This is a genomic window from Streptomyces sp. Isolate_45 (genome assembly GCF_024721315.2).
Lineage (GTDB): Bacteria > Actinomycetota > Actinomycetes > Streptomycetales > Streptomycetaceae > Streptomyces.
The window spans coordinates 1-15723 of record NZ_JANFAK020000175.1; the positions used below are offsets into that span (position 1 = coordinate 1).

The window sequence follows — 15723 nt, forward strand, 5'->3', positions numbered from 1 at the left end:
CCCCCCCCCCCCCCCCCCCCCCCCCCCCCCCCCCCCCCCCCCCCCCCCCCCCCCCCCCCCCCCCCCCCCCCACCGCGGTGTTCCCGCGCCGTCCCCCCCTCGACGGGCCGCGCGCTATCCTCGGGCGCCATGGAGACCTCCGGCGCACAGGTACGGCTCAGGGATCCGGAGCCCGGGGAGCTGGGCTGGATCGTGCAGCGGCACGGCGCGCTCTACGCGGCCGAGTACGGCTGGAACCAGGAGTTCGAGGGGCTGGTGGCCCGGATCGTCGCGGACTTCGCCGAGGACCACGACCCCCACGTGGAACGGGTCTGGATCGCCGAGCACGAGGGGCGTCCGGTGGGCTCGGTGATGTGCGTGCGGGACGAGGGCTCGCCGGGCACCGCCCGGCTGCGGCTGCTCCTGGTGGAACCCGCCGGACGCGGCCTCGGCATCGGCGGCCTGCTCGTGGACACCGTCGTCGCGTTCGCCCGCTCGGTCGGCTACCGCGAGCTGGTGCTGTGGACCAACGACGTACTGCGCGAAGCCCGTTCGCTCTACGAGCGGGCCGGTTTCACCCTGGTCGCCGAGCGCCCGCACCGCTCGTACGGGGTCACCCTGACCGGGCAGGACTGGCGGCTGCCACTACAGGAGGGCTCCCCGCGCTGACGCCCGAACCGACCCCTGTACGGTTCGGGCGCCGCGCGGGGGCCAGTGAGGTGAGGCCGACGCCGCCGACGAGGAGCACGGCGGCGAGCCAGCGGGTCCCGGAGATCCCCTCGCCGAGCACGAGGGCGGCCGAGGACATCCCGAACACCGGTACCAGCAGGGAGAACGGGGCCACGGAGGAGGCCGGGTAGCGGCGCAGCAGGTAGCTCCAGGCGCCGAAGCCGAACACCGTGGACACCCAGGCGACGTAGACGATGACGCCGACGCCCGACCAGTCGAGGGAGCGCAGGGCGGCGAGGTCCCGTTCGGGCCCCTCGATCAGCAGCGACAGGGCGATCAGCGGCAGGACCGGGACGGCGCACACCCAGATCATGAAGTTCATGGCGTCGGCCGGGGCGGCCTTGCGCGTCAGGACGTTGGAGACGCCCCAGCAGGCGGCGGCCGCGACGACCAGGGCGAAGCCGAGCCCGGATCCGGACAGGCCCCGGTCCACGGCGGCCACCGCGATCCCGGCCAGGGCCACGGCCATGCCCAGCAGCCGTACCCGGCCGGGACGTTCGCGCAGGACGAGGCCGGCGAGGGCGGCGGTGAAGACGGCCTGCACCTGGAGCACTAGGGAGGACAGCCCCGCCGGCATCCCGGCGGCCATGCCCGTGAACAGCAGGCCGAACTTGGCGACGCCGAGGGCGGCCCCGACACCGAGGATCCACTTCCAGGCGACCTTGGGCCGGCCGACGAGGAACACGGCGGGCAGCGCCGCGACCAGGAACCGCAGCGCGGACAGCAGCAGCGGGGGGAAGTGGCCGAGGCCGATCTCGATGACGACGAAGTTGAAGCCCCAGACGGCGGCGACGACCACGGCCAGTGCGGTGTGTACGGGACGCATGTACCGAGCATCGGCGCCCCGACCGTGAAGCACCAGCGCGGATCCCTTCCGGGATGGATGAAGCAATGCTTACGATCGGGGCATGCTCGACCTGTCCCGGCTGCGCGCCCTGCACGCCGTCTCCGTCCACGGTTCGGTCGCGGGCGCGGCGGCCGCACTGGGCTACACCCCGTCCGCGGTCTCGCAGCAGATCGCCAAACTGGAGCGGGAGACCCGTACGACGCTGCTGGAGCGGCGCGGGCGCGGGGTCGCGCTCACCGAGGAGGCTCGGCACCTGGCCGACACGGCGCGGGAGTTGCTGACGATCGTGGAGCGGGCCGAGACCACGCTGGAGGAGCGCCGCGGTCGGCCGAGCGGGCTGCTGACGGTGGCGGCGTTCGCCTCGGCGGCGCGCGGGCTGCTGCCGGGGGTGCTGGCCGACCTGGCGCGCCGCCATCCGGCGCTGGACGTCCGGATGACGGAGGTCGACCCCCACCTGTCGGTGGACCTGGTGGCCCGGGGCGTCACCGACCTGGCGGTGGCGCACGACTGGGACATCTCCCCGCTGCCCGCCCCGGAGGGCGTGGAGCACGTGGTGATCGGTTACGACCACTGCGACCTGGTGGTCCCGGCCGGGCACCCCTTCACCTCGCGGGGGGTGGTGCGGCGCGCCGACCTCGGCGGGCTTCGGTGGGTGTGCCAGCCGCCCGGCCGGGTGTGCCACGACTGGCTGGTGCGGACCCTGCGGACGGCCGGGTTCGAGCCGGAGATCGCCCATGTGGCGGAGGAGAACCACACCATCGTCGCCCTCGTCGCGGCCGGGCTCGGGGTCGCGGTGGTGCCCCGGCTGGGGACCGGGGCCCTGCCGCCGGGCGCGGTGGCGGTACCCCTGGAGCCGGGCCCCGTACGCAGGCTGTACGCCCTGTGGCGGACGGGGGCGGCCCGCCGGCCCGCGATCACCGAGGCGGTGCGGACCCTGCGCGAACACTGGCCGGCGGTGGCGGCGGCCCCACTTCCGGGGGACCTCCCGAGTGTCCCCGGGGCCCTGGACGCGGCCCGGCAGTAGGGTCCGGCGGGTGCCGAACCACGCGTCCCGCCGGACCCTGCTCGCCGCCGCCCTGGCCACCGTCGCCGCCGCCGGGGTCACCTCCGCGGCCGTGGGGTCGCACTCCGCCCCCGATGACTCCCGCTCCCCCGAGGAGCCGCCGGGCCGCCGTCCCGACCGGGCGCGGCTGCGGGCCCTGGTGGCCGGGATGAGCCTGGCCGAGCAGGTCGGACAGCTCTTCGTGTCCCGGGTGTACGGGCACTCCGCCACCGATCCCGAGCCGGCGGACGCCGAGCAGAACCTGGCGCAGTTCGGGGTGCGCACCGCCGCCGAGCTGGTCGAGCGCCACCACCTGGGCGGGGTCGTCTACTTCGCCTGGGCCCACAACACGCGTTCCCCCCGGCAGATCGCCGAACTGTCCGAGGGCCTCCAGCGGGCGGCGCGCGGCTCCCGCTCCGGGATCCCGCTGATGCTGTCCGTCGACCAGGAGCACGGGGCGGTCGCCCGGATCGGCAGGCCGGTGACCCTGTTCCCGGGGGCGATGGCGCTGGGCGCGGGCGGTTCCACGGCCGATGCCCGCCGGGCGGCGCGGATCGCGGGCGGCGAGCTGGCCGCGCTGGGGATCCGGCAGGACTACGCCCCGGTGGCCGACGTGAACGTGAACCCGGCCAACCCGGTGATCGGCGTACGGTCCTTCGGCTCCGATCCGCGTGCGGTGGCGGCGCTGGCCGCCGCCCAGGTACGCGGCTACCAGAGCGCCGGGGTGGCCGCCACGGCGAAGCACTTCCCCGGCCACGGCGACACCGAGACCGACAGCCACGTCGGGCTGCCGGTCATGCGGCACTCGCGCGCCCGGTGGGAGGAGTTGGACGAGCCGCCGTTCCGTGCGGTGGTGGAGGCGGGCGTGGACTGCGTGATGACGGCGCACATCGTCTTCCCCGCGCTGGATCCCTCGGGGGACCCGGCGACCCTCTCGCGCCCCATCGTCACCGGGATCCTGCGCGAACGGCTCGGTTTCCGGGGGGTGGTGGTGACCGACGCCCTCGACATGGCCGGGGTCCGTCAGAAGTACGGGGACGACCGGGTCCCGGTACTGGCGCTGAAGGCGGGCTGCGACCAATTGTTGAACGCGCCGGACCTCGGGCTCGCGCAGCGCAGCGTGCTGGCGGCGGTGGAGTCGGGCGAGCTGTCCCGGGAGCGGATCACGGAGTCGGTGCTGCGGATCCTGGAACTGAAGTCCCGCCGGGGCCTGTTCGAGGAGTCCGTCGGCGCGGTCGGGACGGCGGACCCGGAGGTCGGAACGGCCGCCAACCTGGCCGCCGCCGATGAGATCGCGGCCGCCACGACGACCCTGCTGGCCAATCCCCGGGGGCTGTTGCCGCTGGACGCGGCCGCGCGGCCGCGGCTGTTGGTGACGGGGGCCGAGCCGGTTTCCCCCACCGGCACCACGGGACCCCCCACGACGGTCCTGGCAAGGGAGTTGGAGACGCTGGGCTGCCGGGCGACGGCAGTGCCCGCGGCCGGGGCCGTGGCCGCCGCGGCGGGGCACGCGGCGGTGCTGGTGTGCACGTACAACGTCCCCGAGGGGGAGAGCCCGCAGCGGACGCTGGTGGCGGAGCTGGTCGCCACCGGGGTGCCGGTGGTGCTGGTGGCGGTCCGCAACCCGTACGACCCGGCGCGGCTGCCTGCGTGCGCGGCGGAGGTGGCGACGTATTCCTGGACGGACGTGGAACTGCGGGCGGCGGCCCGGGTGATCACCGGGGTCCGGCGGCCGATCGGCCGTCTCCCGGTCCCGGTGCCGGGCCGCTACCCGCTGGGCCACGGGCTGTCCTACCCGCCCGTGGCCCCCTGAGTCGCGGTTACGGCCGCGGTGGTCACGGCCGCGGTGGTTACGGCCGCGGTGGTTACGGCCGCAGCTGCGGCTCGCGCTCCAGGTCCTGCTGGTCGAGCTGCGCGTCCGCGGCCGCCAGCGGCGCCGCCTTCGCGGAGTCGGCGAGCGCGGCGGCGGGTGCCACCCCGGCCCACTGGAGGATCTTCGCCGTCGCGAGGGTCTTCTCGCCCTCCTGCAACTGGGCGACGTTGGCCCCGTGGTTGGCGCCCGGCGCGATCATCACGTGGCTGTCGCGCGTCTTGTACCCGAGGCGGAACGGCTCGGCGCCCCACGGGTCGTTCTGCCCGTAGACGAAGAGCATCTGGTGGGCGTTGTCGCGGACCCACCCGTCGATGTCCGCCATGGCCCCCGACTGGAAGGTCATCGGGATGTCACGGGGCACGAACTCGCGCGGCGCCTGGTAGCCGTAGCGGCTCAGGCCCTTGAGGTGGGGCTGCTTGATGTCGGGCGAGCCGAGCTGCGTACCCGCCTGGTAGTAGTACGGCGTGTACGTCTGCAGTCCCTGGTCGGCGTAGGCCGAGAAGCCGGAGATCGCGTCGATGGTGTCCCAGATCTCCTGGTCGCTCGCGGTGGCGGCCGTGGGGATGGAGGAGCAGTCGGCGAGCAGGCTGTACTGCCAGAACGCCCACACGTAGTCGAGGACGACGGCCTCGTACGCCTTGTCGAGGTTGCCGACGGTGGTGAAGGTCCAGCCGTTCTCGGCGGCGGCGGTGGCGTACTTGGCCTCCAGCGGTGCGCGGCGCACGAGCGCCTCGCGCTGGACGGCGTTCAGCCGGTCGCGGCACTCCTTGGTGCCGACCTTGGCGAAGAACCGGTCGTACGCCGAGTCCTCGTTGTTGACGACGTCGTTGGGCGCGACGTACGCGACGACGCCGTCCATGTCACGCGGGTAGAAGCGCTCGTAGTACGTCGCGGTCATGCCGCCCTTGCTGCCTCCGGTGGACAGCCAGTTCTTGTTGTAGATCTTCTTCAGCGCGGTGAAGATGCGGTGCTGGTCGCTGGCGGCCTGCCAGATGTCCAGCTTCGCCCAGTTGGCCGGGTCGGGCCGGGAGGGCGTGAAGAATCGATACTCCATGGAGATCTGGTTGCCGTCGACGATCGTCGTCGGCTCGCTGCGGCGCGGGTTGGTATTGACGTTGTAGCCCGAGGTGAAGAACACCGTGGGGCGGGAGACGTCCTTGTGCAGCAGGGTCATGCGCTGCTTGAAGGTGCCCTTCCACGGCTGCCGGTGGTCGACCGGCTGCTCGTAGTTCAGTACGAAGAAGCGGTACCCGGGGTACGGCTTCTCCTCTATCAGGCTCATTCCCGGGATGCCGAGGATCCGGTCCTTGATGTCCGTGGCGGCGGCCGGCCCCGCGGCTGTGGCCGCCTGTGCCGTGGCGCCGGCCGCGCCCATGGTGCCGATGAGCACCACGAGCGACAGCAGCCATCCGAGCGTCTTGCGCATTCACCCTCCCCTTGGTTCACACTGGTCGCCGTGAACCTAGCCGGGTCAACACGCCCGTGAACAGTAGTGGTTGGGCCCTACGTCAGCACAGGATCCAGCCGGATGCGACGGATTCGGCCGCCACGCTCCCCGTCACGTGGACGCACCGGTTGACCGCGCCGACCACGACGGGACCCGCGAACCGGGTGAACTCCCCCGCGTCGCGCACCGGAACGCCTCCCCGCGGCTGGACGACAACCGTGATCCGCCGGCGCTCCCCGGGTCGCGCGGCGACCGTCACGGCGCAGGCCTGCGTCCGGCTCTTGTACACGCGCACCTCGCCCGTCGGGAACGGCAGCGTCCTGACGAGCCGACCCGGACAGCCTCCGGTCGCGGCCTGCGCGGGTGGCGCCGCGAACAGGCCTCCGACGCCGAGCCAGAGCGCCGCCCCGAACACCCCCGCCGACACGGCCCGCCGCCGACCCGACCCCTTCCACCGCTTCAACACCATCGCCCCCCGATCCGTCGTACGTAACACGCACGCACGTACGACGCCCGGACCCGCCGGATGGTTGCACGACACAACGGAATCCCGGCCGTGCCGCCCCGCCCGGGACGGTTCGCCGACGGGGGCCGGGGCGCCGCCGCTACCTCGTACGAGTGCATCCACAACTTCCCAGCCGGGGAGGGGGAGTTCACGATCCACGCGGACATTACGCTAGGCGACCGGACAACCGCCCACCGTAGCCGCGAAAGGCCCCCGACATGACGAACGACCTGCTGGACCGCAAGCTGGAGCGCGCCTTCGCGCACTTCGACGACAACGGCAACGGCGTCATCGACGCGGAGGACGTGATCGCGCTCGGGACCCGCCTGATCGACGCGATGGAGGAGCCGTCCGACTCCCCCAAGGCCGCCGAGGTGTTCCGCGGACTGACCGACTTCTGGGTGGACCTCTTCGCCGAGCTCGACCTCGACCGGGACGGCAAGCTCACCCCCCAGGAGTACGCGGAGGGGATGACACGGCTGTACAAGGACGGCGGGCCCGCCTACGACAAGTCCTTCCGTCCGCTGGCGCGGGCGATCCTCACGGTCGTCGACACCAACGGCGACGGGCACATCAGCCCCGAGGAGTTCCACAAGGCGCAGCTCGCCTTCGACACGAAGCTGGAGCTCGCCGACACGGAGGCGCTCTTCGCGCGGATCGACAAGAACCACGACGGCTACCTGTCCGTGGACGAACTCCTCGACGCCGTACGCGAGTACTACACCGGTGACGACGAGGACGCCCCGGGCAACCTGCTCTTCGGCGAGCTCTGATACCCGGGACGTCCCGCGGTGGTACGGGTGGGACGGGGCGCGGTCAGGCGGCCGCCGCCCGCTCGTCCTCCCCGACGAAGGTCCGCCACAGCTGCGCGTAGCGGCCCCCGCGGGCCAGGAGTTCGGCGTGGCTGCCGTCCTCGACGACCTGCCCCCGGTCCATGACCACGACCCGGTCGGCGCGGGCGGCGGTCGTCAGCCGGTGCGCGACGACCAGCGTGGTGCGCTTGCCCGCGAGCCGGTCGGTGGCCTGGTTGACCTGGGCCTCCGTGGCCAGGTCGAGGGCCGCGGTGGCCTCGTCCAGCAGCAGCACGTCCGGGTCGACGAGCTCGGCCCGGGCCAGCGCGATCAGCTGACGCTGGCCCGCCGAGAGGTTGCGGCCGCGTTCGGTGACGGTGTGCAGGTAGCCGCCGTCGAGCGTGGCGATCATGTCGTGCGCGCCGACCGCGCGGGCCGCCGCCTCGACCTCGGCGTCGGAGGCCTCGGGCCGCCCGTACGCGATGGCGTCCCGGACCGTCCCCGGGAAGAGGTACGGCTCCTGGGGGACGACCCCGAGCCGGTGGCGGTACTCCGTCAGGTCCAGCTCCTTCAGGTCCGCGCCGTCGGCGGTGACCCGGCCGGAGGTCGGATCGTAGAACCGGGCCACCATCTTGACCAGGGTGGACTTTCCGGCGCCGGTCTCGCCGACGAAGGCGACGGTCTGCCCGGCGGGTATCCGCAGGGTGATGCCGGCCAGCGCCTCGCCCTTCTCGCCGCGCTCCTCGGCGGTGCCGTACTGGAAGCGCACGTTCTCGAAGGCGATCTCGCCGCGCAGTTCGCGCACCTCGCGGGGCGCGACGGGCAGCGGGGTGCTGGTGGGCTCGCGCAGCAGGTCCTGGATCCGGCGGAGGGAGACGGTGGCCTGCTGGTAGCCGTCGAAGACCTGGGACAACTGCTGGACGGGGGCGAAGAACAGGTCGATGTAGAGCAGGTACGCCACGAGCGCGCCGGTGGTCAGCGTGGCCGCGTCGACCCGGCCCGCGCCGACGATCAGCACGGCGGCCGCCGCGCCCGAGGACAGCAACTGCACGAAGGGGAAGTACACGGAGATCAGCCACTGGCCGCGCACCCGCGCCTCGCGGTACGCGTCGCTGCGCTCGGCGAACCGGGCGGCGCCGATCCCCTGCCGGCGGAACGCCTGGACCAGGCGCAGTCCGGCGACGGACTCCTGGAGGTCGGCGTTGACCGTGCCGACCCGGTCGCGGGCCAGCTCGTAGGCGGCGACCGACTTGCGGCGGAACACGATGGTGCCGACGACCAGCAGGGGCAGCGTCGCGAAGACCAGCAGGGCGAGTTCGACGTCGAGGACGAGCAGGGCGACGAGGATGCCGAAGAAGGTCAGGACGGAGACGACGGCGGTGACCAGACCGGTCTGCAGGAACGTCGACAGGGCGTCGACGTCGGTGGTCATCCGCGTCATGATCTTGCCGGTGAGCTCGCGCTCGTAGTAGTCGAGGCCGAGCCGCTGGAGCTGCGCGAAGATCTTGACGCGCAGGGAGTACAGCACCCGCTCGCCGGTGCGCCCGGTCATCCGGGTCTCGGCGAACTGGGCCGCCCACTGCCCGAGGACCACGACGAGGGCGAGCCCGGCGGCCACCCACACCGCGCCGAGGGCGGCCTGTTCCACGCCCTGGTCGATGCCGTGCCGGATCAGTACGGGCAGCAGCAGCCCGGAGCCGGCGTCGAGGGCGACGAGGCCGAGGCTGATGGCGAGCGGCGCCCAGAAGCCGCGGAGCAGCCGGCGCAGGCCGTAGCTGTCCTCGGCGGAGCCGGCGGCGTCCTCGTCCACGGCGGGCCGGTCGTCGACGGGGGGCAGCGCGGCCACCTGGGCGAGCAGTTCGGGGGTCGCGGGCATCCCGGCGACGGCTCCGGCCAGGGAGTGCCCGGCGCCGGGGGAACGGGGGGCTCCCGTGGCGGCGGCCGGGGCGGCGGCGGCCCTGTCGTCCTCCTGGCGGCGCCACAGTTCGGGGGTGACCTCGTCGCTGACCCGCCGCTTGGCGTTGACCGGCTCGGAGTCGATCTCCGCCTCCAGTTCGAGGTCCCGCTCCAGGTTCCGCTCGGCGCTCCGCTCGAACTCGGCCGCGGGCGGGGCGTCGGGGGTGCGGGGCGATCCGGCGCCGAGGGCGTCGGGGTCGGTCAGCAGCCTGCGGTAGAGGGCCGAGCGGCGTTCCAGTTCCTCGTGGGTGCCGATGTCGGCGAGCCGGCCGCGGTCCAGGACGGCGATCCGGTCGGCGAGGGCGAGGGTTGAGCGGCGGTGGGCGATGAGCAGGGTGGTGCGGCCGGCCATGACGGACCGCAGCGCCTCGTGGATCTCGTGCTCGACGCGGGCGTCGACGGCGGAGGTGGCGTCGTCGAGGAGCAGCAGCCGGGGGTCGGTGAGGAGGGCGCGGGCGAGGGCGATGCGCTGGCGCTGGCCGCCGGAGAGGGTGAGTCCCTGTTCGCCGACCGTGGTGTCGTAGCCGGCGGGCAGGGCCTCGACGAAGCCTTCGGCCTGGGCGGCGCGGGCGGCGGCGCGGACCTCCTCCTCGGAGGCGTCGGGGCGTCCGTAGGCGATGTTCGCGCGGATGGTGTCGGAGAAGAGGAAGGAGTCCTCGGGGACCAGCCCGATGGCGGAGCGCAGGGAGTCGTACGTCAGGTCCCGCACGTCGTGGCCGCCGACCCGGACGGTGCCCCGGTCGGGGTCGTAGAACCGCGGGAGGAGGAGGGAGACGGTGGACTTGCCGCTGCCGGAGGCGCCGACGACGGCGACGGTCTCGCCCTCCGCGACGGTGAGGGAGAAGCCGTCGAGGACGGGCCGCTCGGGGTCGTACCCGAAGCGGACGTCGTCGAACTCGACGGTGGCGGGCACGTCGGCGGGCAGTTCGTGCTCGCCCTCGCGGATGACGGGCTCGGTGTCGATGAGCTCGAAGACGCGCTCGGCGCCGGCTCGGGCCTGCTGGGCGACGGTGAGCACCATGGCGAGCATGCGGACGGGGCCGACGAGCTGGGCGAGGTACGTCGAGAACGCGACGAAGGTGCCGAGGGTGACGCGGCCCTCGGTGGCCATCCAGCCGCCGAGGGCGAGCATCGCGACCTGGGCGAGGGCGGGGACGGCCTGGAGCGCGGGGGTGTAGCGCGAGTTGAGGCGGATGGCCCGCATCCGGCCGCCGAACAGGCGGCGCCCGGCGGCGCGCAGCTTGCCGGTCTCCTGGTCCTCCTGGCCGAAGCCCTTGACGACGCGGACGCCGGTCACGGCCCCGTCGACGACGGAGGCGACGGCGGCGGCCTGTCCCTGCGCGTACCAGGTGGCGGGGAAGAGCTTCTTGCGGCTGCGCTTGGCGATGAACCAGAGCGCGGGGGCCATGAGCAGCGCGACGAGGGTCAGCAGCGGCGAGAGCCACAGCATGATCCCGAGGGATATCCCGAAGAGGAGGAAGTTCCCGATGGTCATCGGGAGCATGAAGAGCAGGCCCTGGATCAGCTGGAGGTCGCTGGTGGCCCGGCCGACCACCTGTCCGGTGGACAGCTCGTCCTGGCGGCGGCCGTCGAGGCGGGAGATGGTCGCGTACATGTCCGTGCGCAGGTCGTGCTGCACGTCCAGGGCGAGGCGGCCGCCGTAGTACCTGCGTATGTAGGTGAGTACGTACACGAGGACGGCGGCGGCTATGAACATGCCCGCCCAGGGGGCCATCTCGCGGGACTTGTCGCCGACGACGTCGTCGATGATGACCTTGGTGACCAGCGGCACGAGGGCCATGACGGCCATGCCGGCCAATGAGGATCCGAGAGCGAGCAGGACGTTGGTCCTGTACCGCCAGGTGTAGGCCGTCAGTCGCCTGCCCCAGCCCTGTTTACCGCCGGCCGCCTTCTGTCCCGCCGTCACGTGATGCCTCCCCGTAGCTGCTGTCCTGCCGCCTCCCCCAACGCGCCGACCGGCGGATTTCATCCCGCCGCAACAATCGCACTGCCGTACGGGGGCCGCGCGCGGGCTTCACCCGACCGGGTACCCGAGCCTCACTCGGCCGAGCGACTTCCCTCCCGTTTCCGCATTCCATACACTTGAGCATCTATACGTTCCGATATATGGAAGTCCCTTTCACGGTCGAAATCGAGCCGGTGTTCAGGAAGACGCGACAGCGCGAGCGGGCAGAGGTGGAGCGTGCACAGCGCGCGGCCGAGGTGTGCGGGTCCGAGCACGGCCCGGCGGTCGACGTGTATACCCGTGACATCTCAAAGGGAGGTAACGCCATGACCGGCCACGCGCAGTGGAAAATCGCCCGGGACCGCGAGGTGGTGCAGGGTCTCGCGCAGTCACCGGAGACCGCACGGCGCCGTGAGGAGATCCGGCTCGCCTTCGAACTGGGCCAGGCCGTGTACGACCGGCGGTCCCAGCTCGGGATCTCGCAGACCGAGTTGGCGAGGCGGGCCGGCATGACCCAGCCCCAGATCTCGAAGCTGGAGCTGGGCGGAACCGTACCGACCGTGCCCCTCCTGGCCCGACTCGCGCGGGCCATGCACTCCGAACTGAGTCTGAGGCTGGTCGGGGAGGCCTCGTACGTCGCCTTCACGGCCCACGCCGACGGCGCGGCCTGACGCGGGGCCCGGGCCGCACGGCCTACAGGTGCGTCGGGGCGAACATCCTCAGCGTGGTCGGGAGGACCAGGACCGAGGGGCCCGGGGTGGCGAGGGACTTGGCGAGGTCCTCGCGGAGGGTGTCCGGGGTGGTGGTGGCGGCCGGAACGCCGAAGGAGCCCGCCAGGGCGACGAAGTCGGGGCGGGTGAGTTCGGTGCCGGTCGGCGTGCCGTAGGCGTCGGTCATGTACTCGCGCAGGATGCCGTAGCCGCCGTCGTCCACGATGAGCCAGGTGACGTCGAGGTCGTGCTGGCGGGCGGTGGCCAGTTCCGCGATCGAGTACATGGCTCCGCCGTCGCCCGAGACGGCCAGGACCGGGGTGCCGGGTTCCGCGAGGGCGGCGCCGAGGGCCGCCGGGAAGGCGTAGCCGAGGCCGCCCGCGCCCTGGGCCGAGTGCATGGTGTTGGGGTGCTTCGCGTCGAAGGCGGACCAGGCCCAGTAGGACAGGATCGTCATGTCCCAGAACGACGGGGAACGGCCGGGCAGGGCGGCGCGGATCGAGGTCAGGAGGCCCTGTTCCAGGGTGACGTCCTGGCCGGCGAGGCGGGCCGCGACGTCGGCGAGCAGCAGGCGGACCCGCTCGGGGGCGGCGGGGTCCTCGCGTTCGGGGACGGTCTCCAGCAGGGCCTGGAGGGCGAGGCGGGCGTCGGCGTGGATGCCGAGGGCCGCGTGGTTGGACTCCAGCTTGCCGAGGTCGGCCTCGATCTGGACGACCCGGCCGGTCGGGAAGAACGTGTGGTAGTTCGAGGAGAGTTCACCGAGGCCCGAACCGACCACCAGCAGGACGTCGGCGTCCTCCAGGAAGTCCGTCATGTGGCGGTCCTCCAGCCAGGACTGGAGGGACAGCGGGTGCGTCCAGGGGAAGGCGCCCTTGCCGCCGAAGGTGGTGACCACGGGGGCGTTCAGGCGCTCGGCGAGCTGCTTGAGCTTGCCGGCGGCGTCGGCCCGGACCACTCCGCCGCCCGCGATGATCACCGGACGGGAGGCGTTCGCCAGCCAGTGCGCGGCCACCGCCGTCAGCTCGGGGCGCGGCGCGAGTTCGTGCGGGGTCGCGTCCATCCCGGTGACCTGCGGGATCACCGTTTCGGCGCGCAGCACGTCCTCGGGGATCTCCACCCAGACGGGGCCGAAGGGGGCCGTCAGGGCGGACTCCCAGGCCTCGGCGATCACGGAGGGGATCTGCGAGGGGGTGCGGGCGGTGTGGACCGACTTGACGATCTCCCGGAAGGAGGCGGCCTGGTCCCGCAGCTCGTGCAGGTGGCCCCGCCGGCCGCCGCCGAGGCCCGGCGTGGGGACCTGGGAGGAGATCGCGAGGACGGGCGCCGAGGCGGCCGCCGCCTCCGCCAGCGCGGGCAGCGCCATCAGGGCGCCCGGGCCGGTGGAGAGCAGCAGGGGGACGGCCTCGCCGGTGATCCGGCCGTAGGCGTCGGCGGCGAAGCCGGCGTTGTTCTCCGTGCGCAGGCCGACGAGGCGCAGGCCGGAGCGGCCGACGGCGTCGAAGAGGGCCAGTGCGTGCTGGCCCGGCAGCCCGAACACGGTGTGGGCGCCGAGCGAGCGCAGCGTTTCCACGACCAGGTCCCCGCCGGTGCGGCCGGGCGGCGGCGCGAGGGCGGCCGCCGTCTGGGCCTCGGTGGGTCGGAGTACCAGGTCGTGGTCGTGCGTCACGGTGCTTACTTGCCCTTCGCCTGCGCGATCTGACGGCTCATGATCGTGGTGAGCTCGTACGCGGTGTGCGAGGCCGCGACCGAGGTGATCTCGGCGTGATCGTACGCCGGGGCGACCTCGACGACGTCGGCGGAGACGAGGTTGCAGGACGACAGGCCGCGGATGATCTCCAGCAGCTCGCGGGAGGTCATGCCGCCCGCCTCGGGGGTGCCGGTGCCGGGCGCGTGGGCCGGGTCGAGCACGTCGATGTCGATCGAGATGTACAGCGGGCGGTCGCCGATGCGCTGGCGCAGCTGGTCGGCGACCTCGTCGGCGCCGCGACGGTAGACGTCCGCGGAGGTGACGATGCCGAAGCCCATCTTGGCGTCGTCGTCGAGGTCCTGCTTGCCGTACAGCGGGCCGCGGGTACCGACGTGGGAGAGCGCCTCGGTGTCGAGGATGCCCTCCTCGACGGCGCGGCGGAACGGGGTGCCGTGGGTGTACTCGGCGCCGAAGTAGGTGTCCCAGGTGTCGAGGTGCGCGTCGAAGTGGAGGAGCGCGACCGGGCCGTGCTTCTTCGCGACGGAGCGCAGGAGGGGCAGGGCGATGGTGTGGTCGCCGCCGAGGGTCATCAGGCGGGAGCCGTTGCCGATGAGCTCGTCGGCGGCGGCCTCGACCGTCTCGACGGCCTCGTTGATGTTGAACGGGTTGCAGGCGATGTCACCGGCGTCCGCGACCTGGGCGAGGGCGAACGGGGAGGCGTCCTGGGCCGGGTTGTACGGGCGCAGCAGGCGGGAGGCCTCGCGGATGGCGTTGCCGCCGAAGCGGGCGCCGGGGCGGTAGGAGACACCGGAGTCGAAGGGCACGCCGACGACGGCCACGTCGGCCTTGCCGCCGACCTCGTCGAGGCGGGGCAGCCGGGCGAAGGTCGCGGGGCCCGCGTAGCGCGGGATGCGGGAGGAGTCGACGGGGCCGCGCGGCTGCGTGCTCATGGGGGGGTGCCCTTCTGGTGGTCCTGCGGTGCGGTACTTCGAGCGTACGGGCGCGGTTCGGGCGCGAGCAGTGTACGTTTCATCCACTGTTCGCCCTGTCGATGTACGGAGTGGCCATGGAGGCTCCCCCCACCCCGCCGGTGCCCCTCGCCCGCCTCCTCACGGACGCGGAACTGGGCCTGCGGCTCCTGACCGGGCCCGCGGAGGCGGAGGTCCACGGGGTCCACGCCTCCGAGATGGCGGACCCGTCGCCGTACCTCCTGGGCGGGGAACTCCTCCTGACGGCGGGGGCGGAGCTGGCGGGATCCGGGGCCGGGTCGGCGGACGGCCCCGAGGGTGCGGGGCTCGTGGACGCCGGGGCGTACGCGGCCCGGCTCGCCCGGGCCGGGGTGGGGGCGGTCGGGTTCGGGGTGACGCCGGTGCACGGGACGGTGCCGCCGGAGCTGGTGGAGGCCTGCGCGCGGTACGGGTTGCCGCTGGTGGAGGTGCCGCCCGGCACCCCGTTCACGGCGGTCGGCCGGGCCGTGTGGCGGCTTATGGAGCAGGCCCGTACCGGTGAGCTGCGCCGGGTGACGGAAGCGCAGCAGTCCCTGGCCGCGGCGGCGGCCCGGCCGGATCCGGTGTCGGCGGTGCTGTCCCGGCTGGCGGCCGCGCTGGGCGGCCGGGCCGTCCTCCTGGCCCCTCCGGCGGACGCCCCGGGCCGGACGGCCGGCGGCGCCGCGCAGCGGCCCGTCTCCGCCGGGGTGCCGGTCGGGGACGGCGTGCGGGCGGCGCTGGAGGGGCTGGCGGAGCGGGTGGCTCCGGGGTCCGCCGCGACCGCCACCGACACCCTGGGCGGAACGCACCTCGCGGCCTACGCGGTGGGCGGCGGCCGGGCGCTCGTCCTCGCCACCCCGGCCCGGGCCCCGGGGGACCACACGATCGCCTCCGTCGCCGCCGTGTTGCTGACCCTGCTCACGGCGGGCCGCCCGGCGGGCGACGAGGCGGCCGCCCTGACCCGGCTGCTGCTGGACGGGGATCCGGCCGCGGCCCTGCCCCCCGGCCCCTGGTACGCCGTCCACGCCCGGGGCGGTAGCGGGCCGCAGGCCCTCGCCGCCGCGCTGGGCACCGTACTGCTGGACCCGCGCCCCGACGGCGTGCGCCTGCTCACCGACCGGGAGCCCGACCCGCAGCCCGGCTGGCGGCTCGGGGTGAGCGCGGCGGCACCGCCCGGGGAGCTGCGGACCGCCGACGCGCAGGCC

Annotated in this window: 11 protein-coding genes and 1 pseudogene; 6 read left to right on the forward strand and 6 right to left on the reverse strand. The window is 73.7% G+C overall.

From position 1 onward, the window contains the following. Window positions 1–156 precede the first annotated feature (156 nt). Window positions 157–648 (forward strand): annotated as a pseudogene (locus NOD94_RS34580) (GNAT family N-acetyltransferase); the annotation flags it as partial. On the opposite strand, the gene NOD94_RS34585 reads toward NOD94_RS34580, so the two are convergent. Then, window positions 593–1534, reverse strand: a complete 942-nt coding sequence (locus NOD94_RS34585) for an EamA family transporter (protein ID WP_281210168.1) — start codon at window positions 1532–1534, stop codon at window positions 593–595. The pseudogene NOD94_RS34580 and the gene NOD94_RS34585 overlap by 56 nt on opposite strands. An 82-nt stretch (window positions 1535–1616) precedes the next feature. Here NOD94_RS34585 and NOD94_RS34590 point away from each other — a divergent pair, with 82 nt between their 5' ends. Both NOD94_RS34590 and NOD94_RS34595 read left to right on the forward strand, forming a co-directional pair. Next, complete coding sequence (locus NOD94_RS34590; RefSeq protein ID WP_281210169.1) at window positions 1617–2579, forward strand: LysR family transcriptional regulator; 963 nt, start codon at window positions 1617–1619, stop codon at window positions 2577–2579. A gap of 10 nt (window positions 2580–2589) precedes the next feature. Continuing rightward, window positions 2590–4410, forward strand: coding sequence for a glycoside hydrolase family 3 protein (locus NOD94_RS34595; protein WP_281210170.1), 1821 nt, complete (start codon window positions 2590–2592; stop codon window positions 4408–4410). A gap of 52 nt (window positions 4411–4462) precedes the next feature. Here NOD94_RS34595 and NOD94_RS34600 read toward each other — a convergent pair whose 3' ends face one another. Together NOD94_RS34600 and NOD94_RS34605 are read right to left on the reverse strand one after the other, a co-directional pair. Beyond that, entirely contained in the window at window positions 4463–5896 is a 1434-nt protein-coding gene (locus NOD94_RS34600; protein ID WP_281210171.1) for a S28 family serine protease, read from the reverse strand. An 82-nt stretch (window positions 5897–5978) separates the two neighbouring features. Next, entirely contained in the window at window positions 5979–6386 is a 408-nt protein-coding gene (locus tag NOD94_RS34605; protein ID WP_281210172.1) for a hypothetical protein, read from the reverse strand. 254 nt (window positions 6387–6640) lie between these two features. Here NOD94_RS34605 and NOD94_RS34610 point away from each other — a divergent pair, with 254 nt between their 5' ends. After that, window positions 6641–7195, forward strand: coding sequence for an EF-hand domain-containing protein (locus tag NOD94_RS34610; RefSeq protein ID WP_281210173.1), 555 nt, complete (start codon window positions 6641–6643; stop codon window positions 7193–7195). Window positions 7196–7238: 43 nt separating this feature from the next. Here NOD94_RS34610 and NOD94_RS34615 read toward each other — a convergent pair whose 3' ends face one another. Continuing rightward, window positions 7239–11096, reverse strand: coding sequence for an ABC transporter ATP-binding protein (locus NOD94_RS34615; RefSeq protein WP_281210174.1), 3858 nt, complete (start codon window positions 11094–11096; stop codon window positions 7239–7241). A 365-nt stretch (window positions 11097–11461) separates the two neighbouring features. Between NOD94_RS34615 and NOD94_RS34620 the strand changes: the two genes are divergently transcribed. Continuing rightward, the gene (locus NOD94_RS34620; protein ID WP_281210175.1) at window positions 11462–11806 is read left to right on the forward strand and encodes a helix-turn-helix transcriptional regulator; all 345 of its coding nucleotides are present in this window, start codon (window positions 11462–11464) and stop codon (window positions 11804–11806) included. Window positions 11807–11828: 22 nt separating this feature from the next. On the opposite strand, the gene NOD94_RS34625 is transcribed toward NOD94_RS34620, so the two are convergent. Both NOD94_RS34625 and speB read right to left on the reverse strand, forming a co-directional pair. Continuing rightward, window positions 11829–13511, reverse strand: coding sequence for a thiamine pyrophosphate-binding protein (locus tag NOD94_RS34625; RefSeq protein ID WP_281210176.1), 1683 nt, complete (start codon window positions 13509–13511; stop codon window positions 11829–11831). A 5-nt stretch (window positions 13512–13516) separates the two neighbouring features. Continuing rightward, window positions 13517–14482: an agmatinase gene (gene speB, locus NOD94_RS34630; RefSeq protein ID WP_281210177.1), complete on the reverse strand. Its 966-nt coding sequence runs from the start codon at window positions 14480–14482 to the stop codon at window positions 13517–13519. 116 nt (window positions 14483–14598) lie between these two features. Here speB and NOD94_RS34635 point away from each other — a divergent pair. Further along, on the forward strand, window positions 14599–15723 hold a 1125-nt coding region (locus tag NOD94_RS34635), incomplete at its 3' end, for a PucR family transcriptional regulator ligand-binding domain-containing protein (RefSeq protein ID WP_281210178.1).

Excerpts from the sequence above, each read along its gene's own strand:
- NOD94_RS34585 (WP_281210168.1), bottom strand. The coding sequence starts at position 1,534 with ATGCGTCCCGTACACACCGCACTGGCCGTGGTCGTCGCCGCCGTCTGG.
- NOD94_RS34590 (WP_281210169.1), top strand. The coding sequence starts at position 1,617 with ATGCTCGACCTGTCCCGGCTGCGCGCCCTGCACGCCGTCTCCGTCCAC.
- NOD94_RS34600 (WP_281210171.1), bottom strand. The coding sequence starts at position 5,896 with ATGCGCAAGACGCTCGGATGGCTGCTGTCGCTCGTGGTGCTCATCGGC.
- NOD94_RS34605 (WP_281210172.1), bottom strand. The coding sequence starts at position 6,386 with ATGGTGTTGAAGCGGTGGAAGGGGTCGGGTCGGCGGCGGGCCGTGTCG.
- NOD94_RS34610 (WP_281210173.1), top strand. The coding sequence starts at position 6,641 with ATGACGAACGACCTGCTGGACCGCAAGCTGGAGCGCGCCTTCGCGCAC.
- NOD94_RS34620 (WP_281210175.1), top strand. The coding sequence starts at position 11,462 with ATGACCGGCCACGCGCAGTGGAAAATCGCCCGGGACCGCGAGGTGGTG.
- speB (WP_281210177.1), bottom strand. The coding sequence starts at position 14,482 with ATGAGCACGCAGCCGCGCGGCCCCGTCGACTCCTCCCGCATCCCGCGC.